At 63.1% G+C, this 19,508-nt stretch carries 15 protein-coding genes; 6 read left to right on the forward strand and 9 right to left on the reverse strand.

Annotation, left to right across the window (positions count from 1 at the left end; genetic code table 11):
- Positions 1-194: 194 nt before the first annotated feature.
- Complete coding sequence (locus tag QM996_RS16815; RefSeq protein ID WP_500270341.1) at positions 195-1,427, reverse strand: ABC transporter substrate-binding protein; 1,233 nt, start codon at positions 1,425-1,427, stop codon at positions 195-197.
- A 315-nt stretch (positions 1,428-1,742) separates the two neighbouring features.
- On the opposite strand from QM996_RS16815, the gene QM996_RS16820 reads away from it, so the two are divergent.
- Entirely contained in the window at positions 1,743-2,807 is a 1,065-nt protein-coding gene (locus QM996_RS16820; RefSeq protein WP_429814507.1) for a LacI family transcriptional regulator, read from the forward strand.
- A gap of 99 nt (positions 2,808-2,906) precedes the next feature.
- Here the strand turns inward: QM996_RS16820 and QM996_RS16825 are convergent, their stop codons facing one another.
- The 5 genes from QM996_RS16825 to QM996_RS16845 are packed head-to-tail and all read right to left on the reverse strand — an operon-like array spanning position 2,907 to position 8,849.
- Entirely contained in the window at positions 2,907-4,415 is a 1,509-nt protein-coding gene (locus tag QM996_RS16825) for an aldehyde dehydrogenase family protein (protein WP_500268419.1), read from the reverse strand.
- On the reverse strand, positions 4,415-5,194 hold the full coding sequence (locus QM996_RS16830) for an enoyl-CoA hydratase/isomerase family protein (RefSeq protein ID WP_500268420.1): 780 nt from the start codon (positions 5,192-5,194) through the stop codon (positions 4,415-4,417). The genes QM996_RS16825 and QM996_RS16830 overlap by 1 nt, the downstream gene beginning before the upstream one ends.
- Positions 5,187-6,806 carry an acyl CoA:acetate/3-ketoacid CoA transferase gene (locus tag QM996_RS16835; RefSeq protein WP_500268421.1) on the reverse strand — a complete coding sequence of 540 codons (1,620 nt, stop codon included), beginning with the start codon at positions 6,804-6,806 and terminating at the stop codon, positions 5,187-5,189. Before QM996_RS16835 ends, QM996_RS16830 begins: the two co-directional genes overlap by 8 nt.
- Positions 6,807-6,810: 4 nt before the next feature.
- Complete coding sequence (locus QM996_RS16840; protein WP_500268422.1) at positions 6,811-7,812, reverse strand: Gfo/Idh/MocA family protein; 1,002 nt, start codon at positions 7,810-7,812, stop codon at positions 6,811-6,813.
- Complete coding sequence (locus QM996_RS16845) at positions 7,809-8,849, reverse strand: LacI family DNA-binding transcriptional regulator (protein WP_173517914.1); 1,041 nt, start codon at positions 8,847-8,849, stop codon at positions 7,809-7,811. Before QM996_RS16845 ends, QM996_RS16840 begins: the two co-directional genes overlap by 4 nt.
- A gap of 297 nt (positions 8,850-9,146) precedes the next feature.
- Between QM996_RS16845 and QM996_RS16850 the strand changes: the two genes are divergently transcribed.
- Positions 9,147-10,319: a dihydrodipicolinate synthase family protein gene (locus tag QM996_RS16850; protein ID WP_500268423.1), complete on the forward strand. Its 1,173-nt coding sequence runs from the start codon at positions 9,147-9,149 to the stop codon at positions 10,317-10,319.
- Positions 10,320-10,471: 152 nt separating this feature from the next.
- On the opposite strand, the gene QM996_RS16855 is transcribed toward QM996_RS16850, so the two are convergent.
- On the reverse strand, positions 10,472-12,535 hold the full coding sequence (locus tag QM996_RS16855; protein ID WP_500268424.1) for a M3 family metallopeptidase: 2,064 nt from the start codon (positions 12,533-12,535) through the stop codon (positions 10,472-10,474).
- Between the two features lie 104 nt (positions 12,536-12,639).
- A complete protein-coding gene (locus QM996_RS16860) occupies positions 12,640-13,281 on the reverse strand; it encodes a LysE family translocator (protein WP_500268425.1) in 642 nt (213 codons plus the stop codon).
- A gap of 555 nt (positions 13,282-13,836) precedes the next feature.
- On the opposite strand from QM996_RS16860, the gene leuB reads away from it, so the two are divergent.
- Positions 13,837-14,949 carry a 3-isopropylmalate dehydrogenase gene (leuB, locus tag QM996_RS16865; RefSeq protein ID WP_500268426.1) on the forward strand — a complete coding sequence of 371 codons (1,113 nt, stop codon included), beginning with the start codon at positions 13,837-13,839 and terminating at the stop codon, positions 14,947-14,949.
- 202 nt (positions 14,950-15,151) lie between these two features.
- On the forward strand, positions 15,152-15,841 hold the full coding sequence (locus tag QM996_RS16870) for a phosphatase PAP2 family protein (protein ID WP_500268427.1): 690 nt from the start codon (positions 15,152-15,154) through the stop codon (positions 15,839-15,841).
- A gap of 112 nt (positions 15,842-15,953) precedes the next feature.
- On the opposite strand, the gene QM996_RS16875 is transcribed toward QM996_RS16870, so the two are convergent.
- Complete coding sequence (locus QM996_RS16875) at positions 15,954-17,843, reverse strand: MFS transporter (protein ID WP_500268428.1); 1,890 nt, start codon at positions 17,841-17,843, stop codon at positions 15,954-15,956.
- 42 nt (positions 17,844-17,885) lie between these two features.
- On the opposite strand from QM996_RS16875, the gene QM996_RS16880 reads away from it, so the two are divergent.
- The gene (locus tag QM996_RS16880) at positions 17,886-18,227 is read left to right on the forward strand and encodes a hypothetical protein (protein WP_500268429.1); all 342 of its coding nucleotides are present in this window, start codon (positions 17,886-17,888) and stop codon (positions 18,225-18,227) included.
- A 112-nt stretch (positions 18,228-18,339) separates the two neighbouring features.
- Complete coding sequence (locus QM996_RS16885; protein ID WP_173517921.1) at positions 18,340-19,374, forward strand: aspartate-semialdehyde dehydrogenase; 1,035 nt, start codon at positions 18,340-18,342, stop codon at positions 19,372-19,374.
- Positions 19,375-19,508 lie beyond the last annotated feature (134 nt).

Below are 19,508 nucleotides of genomic sequence, written 5' to 3' on the forward strand. Positions count from 1 at the left end.
CTCCCCGCGTCCCATTGGCCACGGCGGCTCGACGGCGCTCGCATGTCGGAATGGGTGTCCGGGGCGCTTAGCAGCGCCGCGCGTCTTTCAAGACGCGCTAAGGTCGCTGCAACACTTAAGTTGCTGCATAATTCTGTCCTTAAATCCAATAGGGATTCAAGGAATTATGCAGTAAGCGCCCCGGAACAAGCCCGTTACTTTGCAGCCTCGACGGCAGCGACCAGTTCCTTGACGGCCGCTTCGGACGTCAGTTCGCCGTTGAACTCACGCGTCACGACGTCGTAGATCGCGTTCTTGACGGCAGCCGGGTTGGCATGGCCGTGCGCCATCGAACCGAAGAGCTTGCCGTTGGCATTGGCTTCGGCGAGGTCCTTGATGCCCTTCTTGCCGCAGGCGTCGAAGTCCGTGTCCGGAACATCGGTGCGGGCCGGTACCGAGCCCTTGACGACGTTGAAGGCCGATTGGAAGGTCGGGCTTTCGATGGCCGAAGCCATGGCGAGCTGCGCCGGGACCTTGTCGTCGGCAACCTTGAACATCGCGAACTGGTCGGAGTTGAAGGTGACCGCGCCCTGGGTGCCTGGGAAGCGCATGCAGACGAAATCGGTGCCCGGCACCTTCTTGGCCTTCAGGAATTCACCCTTCGCCCAGTCGCCCATGAACTGCAGGCCGGCTTTGTTCTCGATGACCATGGCGGAAGCGAGGTTCCAGTCACGGCCGGAGAAGTTGTCGTCGACATAGGAGCGCAGCTTCGTCATGCGATCGAAGGCTTCCTTCATCTTGTCGCCGCCGAGCGCTGCCGGATCGAGGTCGATGAAGGCCTGCTTGTAGAAGTCGGTGCCGAGCGAGAGCACGACCGCGTCGAAGATGGTCGCATCCTGCCAGGGCTGGCCGCCATGGGCGATCGGGGTAATCCCTTGAGCCTTGAAGTTGTCGAGCAGCGCGATCAGCTCGTCCCAGTTGGTAGGCTCTTTGCCGCCAGCCTTGTCGAGTGCCGCCTTGTTGATCCAGACCCAGTTGGTCGAATGCACGTTGACCGGCGCTGCGATCCAGTGCCCGTCATACTTCGAGAACTGCTGCAGGGCGGTCGGGATCACCTTGTCCCAGCCTTCCTTCGCAGCGGTGTCGTCGAGGTTGCCGAGGGCACCTTCCTTGGCCCAGTCGAGAATGTCGAAGCCGAGCATCTGCACGGCGGTCGGAGCGTTGCCCGCGGTGACGCGAGCGCGCAGAACGGTCATGGCTTCCGTACCGCCACCACCGGCAACCGGCATGTCGGTCCAGGAAATACCCTTGCTTTCCAGATCCTTCTTCAGAACGTCGAGTGCGGCGGCTTCGCCACCGGATGTCCACCAGTGCAGAACTTCCACGTTTTCGGCTGCGCGCGCGGCGGTGGCCGCCATCATCAGCGCCACAACGGCCGTCGTCGTCATCAACTTGCGCATCGTTATCCTCCCGTTTGCAAGTTTTCGGGATGGAACCTCCTTCCACCCCGGAATTCGCGCCGCTCTAGCCAGCGGCTGGCCATTTAAAACGTTATAAATTCAGCAAGTCAAGCATTCCGCCGATCTGTATTTTAGCACCTTCGGAACCGTTTGAATTTACTGAATTATATAGCACATACTAGCTATTGCGATGCAGCAAACCGTACCGCAATGCGAGATTTAAAACGTTTTCATGATTCGATTGCCTAAGCGTTCGCTCCACGTTACAAAACCCGCTCTCGCCCGCTTTCAGGATGACTAGCATTGGCCGATCCCTCCAAGCCCGCCCACCACGAAGACAGTGGCGCTGCCGCCAAGCGCAGCAAGCCGACCCTTCGCACCATCGCGGAAATCACCGGCCTTGCGGTCACCACCGTTTCGCGCGCGCTCTCCGACGCACCGCAGATCTCCATCGAAACCCGCAAGCGGGTGCGCGAGGTCGCCGATCAGATCGGCTATTCGCCGGACCGGGCCGCCCAGCGCCTGAAAACCGGCCGCACCAATGTCATCGGCGTGCTGCTCGACCCGCACGAGGAAATCCTCGGCTACGGCACCTCGATCATGAGCGGCATCGCCAAGGCGTTGCAGGGCACCGCCTATCACCTGATCGTCATGCCGAACTTCCTCAACTCGACCAATGTTGAGGCGGTGCACTACATCACCCGCAACGGCATGGCCGACGGCCTGATCTTCTCGCGCACGGAACCGCTCGATCCGCGCGTCCGGCTGCTGTCCGATCTCGGCTTTCCCTTCGTCACCCATGGACGCACGGAACTTTCGACCCCACACCCCTATGTCGACTACGACAACTTCACCTTTTCCTACCAGGCGACGAAACGCCTGATCGCCAAGGGCAGACGCAAGCCCGCGCTGATCAGCGGCCCCGCCGACTTCACCTTTGCCGGCCATCTGCAGCACGGCTTCATGACCGCCGTGCGTGAGGCCGGCTGCGCCTACGAGATCCTCTCCGGTATCGACCTCGACAGTCCCGCAGGCGCGATCCGCGACCGAATCCGCCAGCGCTACGCCGAGCCAGATCCGCCCGACAGCTTCATGTGCGGCGGCGAGGTCTGTGCATTGGCGACCATCACCGGCATGAGCGATTGCGGACTGACGCTCGGCCGCGAATACGACATCGTCGCCAAGCAGACCTCGCATCTTCTCAGCGCCATCCAGCCGCAGGTCGAGACGATCTACGAGGACCTGACGGCGACCGGCGAGGACATGGGCCGGGTGCTGCTGCAGAAGATCGGCGGCGAGGGCGACGTCAGCAAGCTGCAACTGCTGCTCTGTCCGCAGATCCCGTCGAGCTTCGGCGCCGCCGACTGAGCGGACGGAACAGGCGCGCAGGGCGGCGTCACGTGACGCTGCCTGCTGCCGCCGTGTTCCCTCCCTGGTCCGCATGTCCTCTGCTCCCCTGTTCCAGCCTTAGCGCGGCATCCACCAGCCGGTGCGCGGCCCCATATGCATGTTGAGCGTCTTGGTCTCGGTATAGTCCTCGACCGCGTGGCGGCCGAGCTCGCGACCGAGCCCGGATTGGCGATAGCCGCCGAACGGCAACTCGGACGCGCCGTCCATGAAGGTGTTCATCCAGATGGTGCCGGCGCGCACGCGGCGGCCGATCGTCAGGCAAGTGTCGAACTCGCGGCTCCAGACGCCGGCCGAAAGGCCGTAGTCGATCGCATTGGCGATCCGGATCGCTTCTTCCGTCGTCTCGAAGGTCAGCACCGAGAGAACCGGGCCGAACACTTCCTCGCGCGCGACCGCCATGTCCGGGCGAACGGCAGAAAGGATCGTCGGCGCCATGAACTGGCCCATGCCGAGATCGAGCGCCATACCGCCATGGGCGACCGCAGCGCCGTCCCTGGAAGCGGCTGAAACATAGCCGGCAATCTTTTCCAGATGCTGTGGCGTGATGATTGCGCCGACCTGGGTTTCCGGGTCGAGCGGATCGCCGACCTTCACCTTGGCCGAAAGCGCGGCGATGCGGCGCGTCACCTCGTCGGCGATATCGCGATGCAGGATCAGCCGCGAGCCGGCATTGCAGCATTCGCCGGCATTGAAATAGGCGCCGAAGACGGCCGCATCGATGAACTCGTCGAGATTGGCATCCGGGAAGACGATCTGCGGGTTCTTGCCGCCAAGCTCCAGCGAGACCTTCTTCAGGGTCTGCGCGGCACTCGCCATGGTCAGCCGGCCGACGCCGGTCGAGCCGGTGAAGGACACCATGTCGACATCCGGGTGGCTGGTCATCGGCGCACCGACCTCAGGTCCCGTGCCGGTGATGATGTTGACGACACCGGCGGGAACACCGGCTGCTTCCAGGATTTCGCCGAGTAGCAGGGTCGAGGCCGAGGTCAGCTCCGATGGTTTGACCACCGTGGTGCAGCCTGCGGCGAGTGCAAATGGCAGCTTCTGGCTGACGATCAGGAACGGGAAGTTCCAGGGCGTGATGATCGACACCACACCGATCGCCTCGCGCAGCACGACACCAAGCGTGCCGTCGCCGAGCGTGTTGTAGCTTTCGCCATGCAGGTCTCGGGCAAGTGCTGCGGCATAGCGCCAGATATCGGCGGCACCATCGAGTTCGCCCTTGGCCTGGCTGATCGGCTTGCCGGATTCGATCGCGTCGAGATAGGCAAGTTCATCGGCCCGTTCGGCGATGATGTCGGCGGCACGCAAAAGAACCAGCGAGCGCTGCGACGCGGTCATGCGCGGCCATGCGCCCTCATCGAAGGCGCGGCGGGCAGCAGCGATCGCCTTTTCGGCGTCGGCCTTGGTGCCGGCCTGATAGCGACTGACGACGACGCCGTGACCGGGCGCCACACGCTCGATCGTGCGTCCTTCGGCACTGTTCACCCATTTGCCGTCGATCAGCATCTGGAAGGCGCGAACCTTGTGACCTTCGATCGGCTTGGGTTTCACGAGCACGGTCATTACCATTCTCCCTTGAATTGGGCTTCGCGCTTCTCGGAGAAGGCGGCGACACCTTCCTTGAGGTCGCCGGTCTTGGCGACGAGAATCGAGCCGAGCGCCTCGACGGCGGCACCATTGTCTTCGCCATTTGCCGAAGCGATCATCAGTTTCGAAATCTCGAGCGCCGCAGGCCCGCGCCTGGCGACGCGGGCCGCATAGTCGCGGGCGGCAGCAACGACCGTGCCGGTTTCGACCACGGTATCGACCAGGCCTTCACCAAGAGCCGCCTCGGCCGTGAACATCTCGCCGCCGAGCACCATGCGCCTGACGACCTGGGCACCGAAGCGGGAAACCAGGCGCTGCGTGCCGGACCAGCCCGGCACCATGCCGAGGCTCGTCTCCGGCAGGCCGATCTTGATCTGCGTTTCTGCCAGGCGGATATCGGCGGCGGCGGCCAACTCCAGCCCGCCGCCGAGTGCGTGGCCGTTGAGCGCGGCGATGACCGGCATGCGCAGCGTCGCCAGCCGCTCGAAGACCCGGTGACCAAAACGCACCCAGTCATGACCGAAGGCGGGCGCGTCCATGCCGCCCCAGGCCTTGATGTCGCCGCCGGCGGAGAATGCCTTGCCTTCGCCGGTGAGGATGACGACGCGGACGTTGCGGTCGGCCTCGACCGTATCGCAAGCGGATGCCAGCGCCTTCAGCATATCGATGTCGAAGGCGTTGAGCTTGTCCGGACGGGCGACGGTCATGGTCGCGATCGCTCCATCCACCTCGATGCGGATACGGCCGTCAGCCACGCGCGCCTCCTTCAAGCCGGCGTGCCGGTTTCTTCGACAATTCGAGCCCGATCGGAGCTTCCCGGAACAGGGAGGCATCCATCGTCTTCAGCTTGTCGGAAACGAGCAGCGGAAACTCGGACTGGTCGAGGATATGCGCCTGCAGATCGACGCCCGGCGCGATCTCCGTCAGCATGACGCCCTGAGGCGTCAGCTTCATCACGCAGCGCTCCGTCACATAGGTGATGTCCTGGCCCTGCTCGATGCCGCGACGGCCGGAGAAGGTGACATGCTCGACCTCGTTGACCAGCTTCTTGAGCTTGCCTTCCTTTTCGATCACCAGCTTGCCATCGGCGACCGCAAGCTTGGCGCCGGCATTGAACATGCCGGAGAAGACGATCTTCTTCGCCCGCGCAGTGATGTCGACGAAGCCGCCGGCACCCGCCGTCACATGGGGACGGAAGGAGAGCTTCGAGACGTTGACCGAGCCGTTGCGATCGATCTCGAGGAAAGAGAGCAGCGAGGCATCGAAGCCTGCCCCCTGGAAATAGGTGAACTGGTAGGGCGAGGGCATGAATGCGTCGGCATTCGAGGCGCAGCCGAAGGCGAAATCGAGAAGCGGTACGCCGCCGACGGCGCCCTGCTCGATCACCCAGGTGACCGCACCATGCAGCCCCTCTTCCAAAAGGATGCGCGGCACGTTGGCCGAAATGCCAAAGCCGAGATTGACGGCGCTGCCGGCGTGCAGCTCCTGCGCCACTCGACGGGCGATCACCTTATGGATGTTGAACTCCGGCACCCGGAAACTGTCGAGCGGCCGGAAGATCTCGCCGGAAATCGCCGGATCGTAGAGCGTCTGGGTCGTCTGCTTCTGGTCCGGATCGACGATGACATAGTCCACCAGAACGCCGGGTACGCGCACGTCGTGGGGTTTCAGCGATCCTTCCTTGGTGATGCGCTTGACCTGGGCAATGACGATGCCGCCATTATTGCGGGCGGCGAGCGCCTGGTCGAGACCGCCGAGATAGGCGCCCTCGTGCTCGTAGGTGAGGTTGCCGCGCTCGTCGGCGGTCGTCGCGCGGATGATCGCCACCTCAGGCGCGATCGCCTTGAAATAGAGCCAGTCCTCACCTTCGAACGAGACCTTCTTCACCACCGGCTCGGCCGCGGCCGAAGCATTCATGGCGCAGCCTTCGCGCGACGGATCGACGAAGGTGTCGAGACCGACCTTGGTCATCACGCCCGGCCGCTTGGCCGCAGCTTCGCGATGCATGTCGAAAAGGATGCCGGAGGGAATATTGTACGCGGCCACCTCGTTGGCGCCGATCATCTGCCAGATCAGCGGCGGTTCGGCGCTCGACGGACCGGAGGGATAAGAGCCGCCGATAATCTTCTTCAGGAGACCTTTCCTGGCGATGTAGTCGACACCCTTGATGCCGCTCATGTCGCCGGCGGCAATCGGGTGCAACGTCGTCAGATCGCGTGGATGACCGGTCGTCTCGAAGCGTTCGCCGATCGCCTTCAGCATCAGATCGGGGCAGCCGAGACCGCTGGAGGAGGAAACGGAAACGACCGCTCCATCGGGGATCAGGGCGGCCGCTTCGGCCGGCGAAATATACTTGTTCATCGACATAAGTTCAAAGTCCCGTTTCGATCGCCACCGCCTGGCCGGTCGCGGCTGCCTTGACGACGGCAAGACCCGTCGCCAGCGACCAGACGCCATCCTCGCCCGTCGCCGAAGGACGGCCTTCGCCTCGGACGGCGGCATGGAAGGCGGAAAGTGCGGTTTCGTAGAGATTGCGATGGTCGAGCGTGAGTTCCGTCTCGCCATCGGCATTGCGCAGCGTCACGGTTCCCACCGGTCGCTGGGTCATGACCTTGCGGCCGATCAGCGAACCCTCGGTGCCATGCACTTCAAGGCCGGTGTCGGCGAAGCGCGTGGTAAAGGCATCATGGAACTGGGCGATGACGCCCGACCGGAAGCGAAGCACGCCCATGACGCCATCCTCCAGCCCCTCCTTGCCCATGCCGGCGCTGTGGCTGATGGCGACGACTTCGATCGGATCGTCGTCGAGGACGAAGCGCAGCGTATCGACGTCGTGCACGGTGATGTCGAGGATGACGCCGCCGCCGGCCGCCGGCCTGTCAAGCCGCCAGCCCTGGAGATGCGGCGGCAGATAGACCGCGTGGAAGACCCGGGCGGCGATCGGCCGACCGATTTTTCCCTCGGCGATCGCCTCGCGCATGGCGCGATGGGTAGCGGCATTGCGCAGGTGGTGATTGGTGCCGAGCACAACGCCGGCCTCACACGCCTTCAGCACCATTTCGCAGCCATCATTGAGGTTCATCGCTAAGGGCTTTTCGCAGAGCACGTGTTTGCCGGCGGCGATCGCCGCCAGCGTCTGCTCGCGATGGAGTTCGTTGGTGGTCGACACATAGACGGCATCGACATCGGGATCGCCGACCAGTTCCGCGACCGAGGTCACCGACTTGGCGATGCCGTTCTCTTCGGCATAGGCCGCACCACGCTCGGCGCTGGTGCTCATGACGGAAACGACCTCGCCTCCAGCGGCGCGGATCGCGCCGATCACCCATTCGCGCGCAATCGTGCTTGCGCCGATCAGCCCCCACCTCGTCATGCCAATGCCTCCCTTTTTCTTTCGACCGCAGCACCGCAGCTCTGGCGGACAACGAGACGGACCGAACCGACGATCGCTTCCGGCTCCGCCTTCCCGGCCTTGATCTGCTTCAGCAGCAATTCGGCAGCCCGTTGGCCCATGCCCTGCGGATCGACGGAAACCGTCGTCAGCGCCGGCACGGCGGTCTTCGCCTCGATCACGTCGTCGAAGCCGATGACGGCAAAATCCGCGCCCGGCTCCAGCCGCCGCGCCCGGAGGCCGTCGCAAACGCCGAAGGCAACCGCATCGTTGAAGCAGAGCGCTGCCGTCGGCCGGTCGGCGAGCATCATCGCCTGCTCCACAGCCGTCACGCCACCGGCACGCGATGGCGCCGAACCGATGATCAGCGCATCGGAGACCGGAATGCCGGCTTCGATAAGGGCATCGCGATAGCCGCGCATACGCGCCTCGAACACGGCGGTATCCGGAAAACCGCCGAGGAAGGCGATGCGCTGGTGACCGCGCTCGATCAAATGCCGCACGGCAGCCATGGCGCCGGCGTGGTTGTCGGAGGTCAGCGACGAAACATGGGCGCCGGCAATGTCGCGCACGACCAGAACAACAGGAATGCCGCTGGCGACGAGCGGCGCGAGATCTGCCGCTTCCGTGCCGCGCGCCGGCGAGACGATCAGGCCGGAAACGCCATGTTCGCGCATCGACGCCACCACTTCGCGCTGGCGCTCGATCTTTTCGCCGGTATTGGCGAGAAACTGCACGAAGCCCGCCGACTGCACGACGGCATCGACGCCGACAGCGAGTTCGGCAAAGAAGCTGTTGGTGAGGTCGTTGACGACGATGCCGATGATCTTCGACTTCGCCTGGCGAAGATTGGCGGCGCTGCGATTATAGACATAGCCGAGGTCGCGGATCGTGGCATTGACCTTGGCGCGCGTCGCCTCGTTGACGAGCGAGCTGCCCTGGAGGACGAGCGACACGGTCGACTTCGACACGCCGGCGGCGCGCGCAATATCGATGACCGTTACCCTCTCCTTGACCACAGCATCCTCCCGAATTCTTTCGCCGCTTTCCTCCTTCATAATTGGAACGTTCCAATTTCGTCAAGAGATAGATGATCACTTTTTTCCACATTGCTCGCTCTTCGCATGATTTATAAGCCTCATTGACCGATGCAAAGAGAGATTTTCAGAAAGGTAACATGATGAAAAATATAGGTATATTCTTAGCTTCGTTACCGATGATCAGGCATGGGGCGCATATTCAAAAAGATTGCCGCTTGCCATTTGGAACGATCCAAAGTATTCCAAGACAAATTTCCGTGGAGGAGACCCATCCCGATGACAAGCCTGACGCTGCCGCGCCAAGACGGCTCGCTTGAACAGTATCGCCTGACCGGAACGCCGATCGCGCGGCCTGAGACGCCGCCGACCTTCAACCGCATTGCCTACGCGGCCGCCCATGTGGTCTCGGATCCGCTTCGCGATCTCGATCCCTGGAGCAATCCGGCGATCGACTGGGACGCGACGATGGCGTTCCGCCATCACCTCTGGAGCCTGGGCTTCAAGATCGCCGAGGCGATGGATACCGCCCAGCGCGGCATGGGCCTTGCCTGGCCAGGCGCGCAGGAATTGATCCGCCGCTCGCTTGCCGATGCGCGGCAGGTGCCTGGGGCAGACCTTGCCTGCGGCGCCGGCACCGACCATTTGGCGCCCGCCGATGTACGATCGCTGGACGACGTGATTGCCGCCTATGAGGAGCAGGTCGGTTTCGTCGAGGGCGAGGGAGGCAGGGCGATCATGATGGCAAGCCGGGCGCTCGCCCGCGTCGCGCGCTCGGCCGACGACTACCGCCACGTCTATGGGCACATCCTTCGCCAGACCCGGCACAAGGTCGTGCTGCACTGGCTCGGCGACATGTTCGATCCGCAGCTTCGTGGATATTGGGGCTCTGAGAATTTCGATCAAGCGCTCGATACGGTGCTCTCGATCATCGAGGCCAACCGCGACAAGGTGGAAGGCATCAAGATCTCGCTGCTCGACAACGCCAAGGAAGTGGTGTTGCGCAATCGCCTGCCCGAAGGCGTGCTCTGCTTCACCGGCGACGACTTCAATTATGCGGAACTGATCGAGGGCGACGGCCGGAAATACAGCCATGCGCTGCTCGGCATCTTCGATGCGGTGGCGCCCTCCGCCTCCAAGGCGCTCACCGCTCTCGCGAAGGGCGACCTCGCCATCTTCCGCGGTGTCATCGAGCCCACCGTGCCGCTGTCGCGCAAGATCTTCGAAGCACCGACTCAATACTACAAGGCCGGCGTCGTCTTTCTCGCCTGGCTGAACGGTCACCAACGCCACTTCACCATGCCGGCCGGCATGCAGTCCGCCCGTGGGGTGCTGCACTATGCCGACATCTTCCGCCTCGCCGACCACGCCAATGTGCTCGACCGGCCGGAACTGGCGGCAGAGAGAATGAAGAGCCTGCTATCGACCTTGGGCGTGGACCAGGGCGCGTAAGAAGAACCAGACGGCGCCCCGGTGAGGGCGCCATCTGCACTTGACTTGAGCCGGGCAGGGACCGGCCTCCGGTCGGAACTTGGCCGTCCGGCCCACCCAGATGCGGCGGCCGACCGGTCACGCCGGACAGCGTGACCGGAGATAGGAGCGGCTCAGGCTGCCAGGCCCTTCTTCGCAAGCATCGCATCCGGGCTCGGCAGCTTGCCGCGGAACGCCTTGTAGGCATCCTCCGGGTCGACCGAGCCGCCGACCGAATAGATGTTGTCCTTGAGCCGAGCGGCCATCGCCGAATCGAAAGCGTTGCCCGTCTCCTCGAAGGCGGCGAAGGCATCGGCGTCGAGCACCTCCGACCACATGTAGGAATAGTAGCCCGCCGAATAGCCATCGCCGGAGAAGACATGCAGGAAATGCGGGCTGCGGTGACGCATGACGATCGATCGGGGCATGCCGATCTCATCGAGCTTCTTCGCTTCGAGCGCCATCGGCTCCGCCGTCGCCTCGGCCGTATGATAGGCCATGTCGACCAGGGCGGAGGAGGTGAACTCCACGGTCGCGAATCCGGAGTTGAAGGTCCGGGCCGCCAGCACCTTGTCGAGCAGCGCCTGCGGCATCGGCTCGCCGGTCTGGTAATGCACCGCGTAGCGCTTGAGGATCTCCGGCACCGTCAGCCAATGTTCGTAAAGCTGTGACGGCAGCTCGACGAAATCGCGCGAGACGCCCGTCCCGGAAACCGAGGGATAGGTGACATTCGATAGCATGCCATGCAAGGCGTGCCCGAACTCGTGGAAGAGCGTGCGGGCATCGTCGAGCGACAGCAGCGCCGGCTTGCCTTCGGCGGGCTTGGCGAAGTTGCAGACATTGTAGATGATCGGCAGCTCGCCCTCGGCACCGTTCTTCAGCTTGAGCTTGTGCTGCGACTGGAACGAGCTCATCCACGCGCCGGAGCGCTTGGAGGGCCGGGCAAAATAGTCGCCGAGGAAGAGCGCCACCAGCTTTCCGGCCGCATCGCGGATCTCGAAGACGCGCACATCGGGATGGTAGGCGGCAATGCCCTTCTTCTCCGTCGCGGTGATGCCGAACAGGCGCTTGGCAACGTCGAAGCAGGCCTCGATGATCTTTTCGAGCTGCAGGTAAGGCTTGAGCTCGCCTTCGGAGAAATTGAACTTCTCGGCCCGGAGCTTTTCGGCGTAGTGGCGCCAGTCCCAGGGCATGACGTCGTGATTGCGGCCCTCGGCGGCAATGAGCCGCGCAAGTTCGGCCTCTTCCTCGCGGGCGCGGGCAACGGCCTTTTCCCAGACCTGCATCAGGAGACCATTCACGGCGGCCGGCGTCTTCGCCATGGTGTCGTCGAGCTTCAGCGACGCGAAGTTTTCGTAGCCGAGCAGCTTCGCCTTTTCCGCGCGCAGCGCCAGCATCTCGGCAATCAGCCCGCGATTGTCGGTGTCGCCGCCGTTCTCGCCGCGCGCAATCCAGGCGCGGAAGGCTTGTTCACGGAGCTCGCGATTGTCCGAGAAGGTCAGGAACGGTTCGATGATCGAGCGCGACAGGGTGACCACGTATTTTCCCTTCTGACCGCGATCCTCGGCGACCGCCGCCATCGCGTCACGCAGGAAGTCCGGCAGACCGGCAAGCTGCTCCTCGCTCTCCAGGAACAGCACCCAGCTCTTTTCGTCGGCAAGCACGTTCTGGCCGAACTTGGCGCCGATGCCGGCGAGCTTCTCATTGATTCCCGCCAAGCGTTCCTGCTCCGGCTTTTCGAGCTTGGCGCCGGACTTGACGAAACCCTTCCAATGCCGCTCGAGCACACGCGTCGCTTCGAGATCGAGACCGAGGGCCTGACGTCCCTGCCACAACGTATCGATGCGCTTGAACAGCGCCGCGTTCATGCCGATCTTCGAATAATGCCGCGACATCTTCGGCGCGATGTCCCGTTCCAGAGCCTGGATCGTTTCGTTGGTATCGGCGCCAGCCTTGTTCCAGAAGATCGAGGACACCCGCGAAAGCCCATCGCCGGCGATTTCGAGCGCCACGATCGTGTTCTCGAAGGTGGGCGCGGCAGGATTTTCGGCGATTGCGTCAATCTCCGCCTCATGGTCCCGAAAGGCCGCGTCGAAAGCCGGGGCGAAATCCTCGTCCTTCACCAGATCGAAACGCGGCAGGCCCTCGTGTCCAGTCCACTGCGTGAGTGCGGGGTTGAGCGGGGTGCTGGTGGTCATCAGAAATCCTTTCGCATGCGATCCGGCTCGAAACCGGGGAGGGGCCGGCGACCTATGACATCAGGAAGCGGCGAAAATGAAGGTGGTTGCCGGCGGGGACACCGTCAAGGCTTGCGCAGGCCGAGAAGGCCGGGAGCGGCATGCCAGACCGCCTGGACAGCAAAGCCCATGAACAGGAGTCCAGAGAGCCTGACGATCGCCAGTTCGTGGCGACGATAGAAGCGCCGTACCACCGAAGCACCGATGATGATGATCAGGATCAGGTCGGCAACGAGAAAGCCGACCAGCGAAACGCCGAGCAGCGCCGGCAGCGCGTCGAATTCAAGCGCATTGGCGGAACCGGCAAGCAGGGCCGTGAAGGTTGCAAGCGCTACCGGGTAACCCTTGGGATTGGTAAGCCCGAAGATCAAACCGCGTCGCAACGGACGCTCGACCGTCAGCAGCGCCCGATTTTCGCCGGCTGGCCGTGCTCGCAGCGCCGTCCAGCCGATCCAGCCGAGATAGACACCGCAGAAAAGGCCGAGGATATCGAAGATCGTCGTGCCGACGGAACGGGCGCCGACGATCGCGACCAGCGCCAGGGTCGACCAGAGGATATCGCCAGCCAGATGCCCGCCCATGAATAGGGCGCCTGCCTTGCGCCCCTGGCCGGCACCGATACCGAGCAATGCCAGAAAGGCGGGGCCTGGAATGAGCGTATAGGAGAGGGCGGCGAGAAAGGCTCCGGTCAGCAGCGTCTCGGACATGGCATATTCCTGATTGTATCGCCGGCATTCGATCCCGCAGCACCGATTCCGTCAAGAGGAAAGCCATGCATTCGATTCCAGCCGCTGCATCAGCGAGGCGGGGAACGTGGCCCGCCCCGCTCGCCATTTCCCCGCTCTCCATCCTCCATGTGCTGCCGACGGCGGTCACCGTCCGCGACCGCGGTCGACAAAGGTCAGAGCATCGATGGTCGCCTGCAGCATCGCCATTACGGCGCGGATGAATTTCCGCATGACTGCACTCCTCTCCCGGTGGGTGAGCCTGCCCTCGGACACGCTCGCACCGGAAGCATTCCATCTGCCTGCACAACCGCCTGTTTCTCCGGGAACGCGCGGCCACGACGGGCGCACAAATCTTTCGTCGTAACGATTTCCCTCGACACGAAGTTGCGCTAGAACGCGGCCAGCAGCGCCGCGCGTCTGTGCAGACGGACGAAGACCGCTGCAGCATTTTTTGAAGGGCTGCATGTTTTGCCCTCAGGTCGGCCAGGATCTAAGGGAACATGCAGTCAGTTTTCCCCGCGAGAAGGACTATCCATGACTGTGCGCAACCTCTTCCTTCTGCCCGGCGACGGCATCGGCCCGGAAGCCATGGCGGAAGTCCGCAAAATCATCGCCTACATGAATGCCGAACTTGGCGCCGGCTTCGTGACGGACGAGGGCCTGGTCGGCGGTTCGGCCTTTGACGCCCACGGCCAGGCGATCTCGGAAGCGGACATGAAGAAGGCGCTGGCCGCCGATGCGGTGCTGTTCGGCGCCGTCGGCGGTCCGAAGTGGGATGCGGTGCCCTACGAGGTCCGCCCGGAAGCCGGTCTGTTGCGCCTGCGCAAGGACCTCGAGCTGTTCGCCAACCTGCGGCCGGCGATCTGCTATCCGGCACTGGCGGCCGCCTCGTCGCTGAAGCCCGAGCTCGTCGAAGGCCTCGACATCCTGATCGTGCGTGAACTCACCGGCGGCGTCTATTTCGGCGAACCGAAGGAGATCATCGATCTCGGCAACGGCCAGAAGCGCGGCATCGACACCCAGGTCTACGACACCTACGAGATCGAGCGCATCGCCGGCGTCGCCTTCGAGCTCGCCCGCACAAGGCAGAACCGCGTCTGCTCGATGGAGAAGCGCAACGTCATGAAGTCGGGCGTGCTGTGGAACCAGGTGGTGACCGAGACGCACAAGGCGAAATATGCCGACGTTCAGCTCGAGCACATGCTGGCGGACGCCGGCGGCATGCAGCTGGTGCGCCAGCCGAAGCAGTTCGACGTCATCGTCACCGACAACCTGTTCGGCGACATGCTGTCGGACGTGGCGGCGATGCTGACCGGCTCGCTCGGCATGCTGCCGTCGGCCTCGCTCGGCGCCCCGGATGCGGTCAGCGGCAAGCGCAAGGCGCTCTACGAGCCGGTGCATGGCTCGGCCCCCGACATTGCCGGCAAGGGCATTGCCAACCCGATCGCGATGATCGCCTCGTTCGCCATGTGCCTGCGCTACTCCTTCAATCTGACGAAGGACGCCGACAATCTGGAGAAGGCGATCGCCAACGTGCTCGACCAGGGCATCCGCACCGGCGACATCATGGCCGAAGGCGCGAGGAAGGTCGGCACGACAGAGATGGGCGACGCCATCCTCGCCGAGTTCAAGGCGCTGTCGGCCTGATCAGCAGCCGATGCCGCATGGCACCGGCTTGTCGCCAGTCGCCACCCGAGAAACAGACACCTCCGGAGCGCATCCGGAGGTGTCTTGCGTTTACGGCCTTGAATTTGCCAAAAGAACCGACACATCGGGAGAGATGGCCCGAGAGCCAGTCAAGAAACAATGACCGCAGGACTCACGAGAACTGGCGGCCGGACGGAGTGTCATGAAACGACCATTGGTGGCCACCGGATGGATTATGCTGACGACGATCGTCCTCGTGTTCGCCCTCGTTCCGCTGGACCCGTTTCTGTCCCAAAAGGCGCAGGGCCTGCCGGCCAGCATCGTGGCCTTCAACGAAAAGATCACCGACTTCGGCCGCTTCGGCTGGATGATCTATCTTTCCGCCACCGCCCTGGCCATCGCCTTCGTCGTGCAGCGCGCGGCAAAGCAGGAGCCACTTCAGCGCAAGGCAAGCACCGCCAGCGATCTTGCGGCCTATTTTTTCCTGACGATCGGCACGGCCAGCGTGCTGGTGCACACGCTGAAAATTGTCGTCGGCCGGGCCCGACCGGAGCTCTTTACCGAGCTCGGCGCCTATAGTCTGACGCCATTTGCCAACACCAATCTCTACGAGAGTTTTCCCTCCGGCCATTCGACGGCCGCCGGCGCCTTCTTCGGCGTCTTCGCCATGCTGCTGCCGAAGCTGAGGCCGCTGTTTCTGATCCTGGCGCTGATTATCGGCGTCTCCCGCGTCATCGTCGGCGCGCACTATCCAAGTGACGTCGCTGCCGGGTTGCTGCTCGGCCTTTGGACATCGGTGATGATGGCGTTTCTCTTCGCCAGATATGGCCGGCTGTTCCATCTCGGCCCAGGCGGCTGGCCGTTGCTGGGGCGCAGCGACCAGGCCAAATAAAAAGCCGGCGCGGAAGGCCGCGCCGGAGTCAGGAGAGCCGTGATAGCTCGGGGAAGATCCGGGCAATTCCGGACGAAACGGTTTTCCGCCCGGAATTGCGTGATTTCAGCGTCTAGTCCATCGCATGGATGTCGCGATCCTTCGTTTCCGGCAGGAACAGCAGACCGATCACCAGCGTGATGCCTGCGAACACGATCGGGTACCAGAGACCGTAGTAGATATCGCCCTGGGCCGCGCTCATCGCGAAGGCCGTTGCCGGCAGCAGGCCGCCGAACCAGCCGTTGCCGATGTGGTAGGGCAGCGACATGCCGGTGTAGCGAATGCGGGTCGGGAAGAGTTCGACCAGCAGCGCCGCGATCGGGCCATAGACCATCGTCACGTAGATGACGAGCACCGTCAGAACGGCGATGATCGTTGTCCAGTTGACGTTGGCGGGATCCGCCACCATCGCGAAGGTGCCGCCGCCGGCGATCGTGTAGACGGCCATCTCGGTGGCAGTGCCGACTTCATCCTTGGTCAGCAGCTTGTCAGCGATCAGCTTCTCCGCCGGAACCATGGCCTTTTCGCCGCCGCGGACGGCAGCCGCATCGAGCGACAGCTCCGGGTTGGCGGCAACGAAGCCGTCAAGCTTGGATTCCGGAACCTTTGCCGCACCACGAACCAGCGGGTAGCCGGCATTGTGAAGCGCCATGTTGACCTGCTTTTCAAAGGCACCGTTGGCAGCCTTGGCGCCATCACCGGCTGCGGCCGCGTCGTAGCTGTTGATCGTGGTTTCGCCCACCTTGACCGTTGCGGCCGTACCGGCGGCTGCGGTCGTAACGACATCATAAGGTACCGAGTTCTTGGTCAGGAACGCCGTTGCGATGTCGCACGAGGTGGTGAATTTCGCCGTACCGGTCGGGTTGAACTGGAACTTGCAGTCGCCCGGTGCTGCAGTCACGGTCGCGCGGACCGTTGCCTGGGCCTGAGCGAGCGCCGGGTTGCCGGCCCAGGTCATCGCCTTGAACAGCGGGAAGTAGGTAAGCATGGCAAGCAGCAGACCGGCCATGATGATCGGCTTGCGGCCGATCTTGTCGGAGAGCCAGCCGAAGAACACGAAGAAGCCGGTGCCGATCAGCAGCGAGGCGGCGACCATCAAGTTGGCCGACTGGCCGTCCACCTTGAGCACGCCCGTCAGGAAGAACAGCGCGTAGAACTGACCGGAGTACCAGACGACCGCCTGACCGACGACAGCCCCGAACAGTGCCAGAAGCGCGATTTTGGCGTTCTTCCACTGACCGAAGGCTTCCGACAGCGGTGCCTTGGAGCCCTTGCCCTCGTCCTTCATCTTCTTGAAGGCGGGCGATTCATTCATCTTCAGACGAATCCAGACGGAGATACCGAGCAGCACGCAGGACAGAAGGAAGGGAATGCGCCAACCCCAGGCGGCAAAGGCTTCCTTGCCGACGGCAAACTGCACGAGCAGGATCACCACCAGCGACAGGAACAGGCCGAGCGTCGCCGTGGTCTGGATCCAGGAGGTGAAGTAGCCGCGGCGCCCATGCGGCGCATGTTCGGCCACATAGGTGGCGGCACCGCCATATTCACCGCCGAGCGCCAGGCCCTGCAGCATGCGCAGCGCGATGAGCAGGATCGGTGCGGCGATGCCGATCGAAGCAGCGCCGGGCAGGATGCCGACCAGGAAGGTCGACAGACCCATGATCAGGATCGTCACGAGGAAGGTGTACTTGCGGCCGACGAGATCGCCGAGGCGACCGAAGACCAGGGCGCCGAACGGGCGAACCAGGAAGCCGGCTGCGAATGCCAGAAGCGCGAAGATGTTTCGCGTCGTTTCCGGATAGGAACTGAAGAAGGTCGCGCCGATATAGACGGCGAGTGAGCCGTAGAGGTAGAAATCGTACCATTCGAACACGGTACCAAGCGACGAGGCGAAGATGACCTTCTTCTCCTCGCCGGTCATCGGACGCGTTTTTGCGTCGTCCGCTGTCGCGACATTTGCCATTTTGCTTATCCTCCACTCCAAAACAGCTTGTTGGAGCGCCCATTGGCTGGCCCGGCATTCCTCCCTAGAATCGCCGAGCGTGGTGCGCCTGATCTCGAGGATGTCAGAAAAGCGCCGTCGCAGGCAGAGATGCTTTCGGCTTATGACTTTCGTCTAATGCGGCGATCGACCGCGGAGGGCCAGGCAAAGGCGCCGCAGCGCCGCCATGTCTTGACTCTTCCCCAAAACCGCGTAAGAGCAGCGTCGAACGAGGAAATCACCACCATGCGACCGATCGGTCCAGCCATCGCTGCTTTGATCCTGCCGGCTCTTGCCGCGGGGCAGGATGTCGATTTTTCGTTCGCTTGCAAAACAACGGCCAAAACGACGACGAAAACCGTCTGACGTCTCTGGCCCTCCGCTCTCTCCCCGGTAAGGCCGGGGACCGGAACCTTCGCGGCAACGCGCGCGGTTCCCCCTCCACCCGATGAGGAGAGACAGAAAGAGAGCTTAGATCATGGGTTTCAAGATTGCAGTCGCAGGCGCCACCGGCAATGTCGGCCGGGAGATGCTGAACATCCTTTCCGAACGCGGCTTTCCCGCGGATGAAGTGGTCGCCCTCGCTTCCGCCCGCTCCCAGGGCACGGAAGTTTCCTTTGGCGACAAGACCCTCAAGGTCAAGAACCTCGAAAACTACGATTTCTCCGATACCGATATCTGCCTGATGTCGGCTGGCGGCGCGGTTTCGCTCAAGTATTCGCCGAAGATCGGCCAGCAGGGCTGCGTCGTCATCGACAACTCTTCGGCCTGGCGCTACGACGCCGAAGTGCCGCTGATCGTGCCGGAAGTGAACCCGGATGCGGTCTCGCTCTTCACCAAGAAGAACATCATCGCCAACCCGAATTGCTCGACCGCCCAGCTCGTCGTCGCGCTGAAGCCGCTGCACGACCACGCCAAGATCAAGCGCGTCGTCGTCTCGACCTACCAGTCGGTTTCCGGTGCCGGCAAGGAGGGCATGGATGAACTCTTCAACCAGACCCGCGCGGTCTTCGTTGCCGACCCGATCGAATCGAAGAAGTTCACCAAGCGCATCGCCTTCAACGTCATCCCGCACATCGACGTGTTCATGGAAGACGGCTACACGAAGGAAGAGTGGAAGGTCTTGGCAGAAACCAAGAAGATGCTCGATCCGAAGATCAAGGTGACCTGCACCGCCGTGCGCGTTCCCGTGTTCATCGGCCATTCGGAATCGGTCAACATCGAATTCGAAAACGAGATCACCGCCGATGAAGCGCGCGACATCCTGCGCGAGGCACCGGGTTGCCTGGTCGTCGACAAGCACGAAAACGGTGGCTACGTCACGCCTTACGAATGCGCCGGCGAAGACGCGACCTATATCTCGCGCATCCGCGAAGACGCCACGGTCGAAAACGGCCTCAACCTGTGGGTCGTCTCCGACAACCTGCGCAAGGGCGCCGCACTGAACGCGATCCAGATCGCCGAGCTCCTGGTCAACCGCGGCCTCATCAAGCCGCGCAAGCAGGCGGCCTGAAAGAGGCAGTAGAGCAGTTCGTTCCCGCCGAGCCCATCCGGGCTTGGCGGGTTTCCTGTTTCACGGGCCATGGGCGGTGTCGCCCCGGATTCACGTGAAACCACGATAAAGTTACCCGCCCTCCCGGTAGGTGA

The organism is Sinorhizobium chiapasense (assembly GCF_045277575.1).
Classification (GTDB): Bacteria; Pseudomonadota; Alphaproteobacteria; order Rhizobiales; family Rhizobiaceae; genus Ensifer; species Ensifer chiapasense_A.

Excerpts from the sequence above, each read along its gene's own strand:
- QM996_RS16825 (WP_500268419.1), bottom strand. The coding sequence starts at position 4,415 with ATGACCGTGCTCGTGAAACCCAAGCCGATCGAAGGTCACAAGGTTCGC.
- QM996_RS16835 (WP_500268421.1), bottom strand. The coding sequence starts at position 6,806 with ATGTCGATGAACAAGTATATTTCGCCGGCCGAAGCGGCCGCCCTGATC.
- QM996_RS16840 (WP_500268422.1), bottom strand. The coding sequence starts at position 7,812 with ATGACGAGGTGGGGGCTGATCGGCGCAAGCACGATTGCGCGCGAATGG.
- QM996_RS16885 (WP_173517921.1), top strand. The coding sequence starts at position 18,340 with ATGGGTTTCAAGATTGCAGTCGCAGGCGCCACCGGCAATGTCGGCCGG.
- QM996_RS16870 (WP_500268427.1), top strand. The coding sequence starts at position 15,152 with ATGAAACGACCATTGGTGGCCACCGGATGGATTATGCTGACGACGATC.
- QM996_RS16860 (WP_500268425.1), bottom strand. The coding sequence starts at position 13,281 with ATGTCCGAGACGCTGCTGACCGGAGCCTTTCTCGCCGCCCTCTCCTAT.
- QM996_RS16875 (WP_500268428.1), bottom strand. The coding sequence starts at position 17,843 with ATGGCAAATGTCGCGACAGCGGACGACGCAAAAACGCGTCCGATGACC.
- QM996_RS16815 (WP_500270341.1), bottom strand. The coding sequence starts at position 1,427 with ATGACGACGACGGCCGTTGTGGCGCTGATGATGGCGGCCACCGCCGCG.
- QM996_RS16855 (WP_500268424.1), bottom strand. The coding sequence starts at position 12,535 with ATGACCACCAGCACCCCGCTCAACCCCGCACTCACGCAGTGGACTGGA.
- leuB (WP_500268426.1), top strand. The coding sequence starts at position 13,837 with ATGACTGTGCGCAACCTCTTCCTTCTGCCCGGCGACGGCATCGGCCCG.
- QM996_RS16850 (WP_500268423.1), top strand. The coding sequence starts at position 9,147 with ATGACAAGCCTGACGCTGCCGCGCCAAGACGGCTCGCTTGAACAGTAT.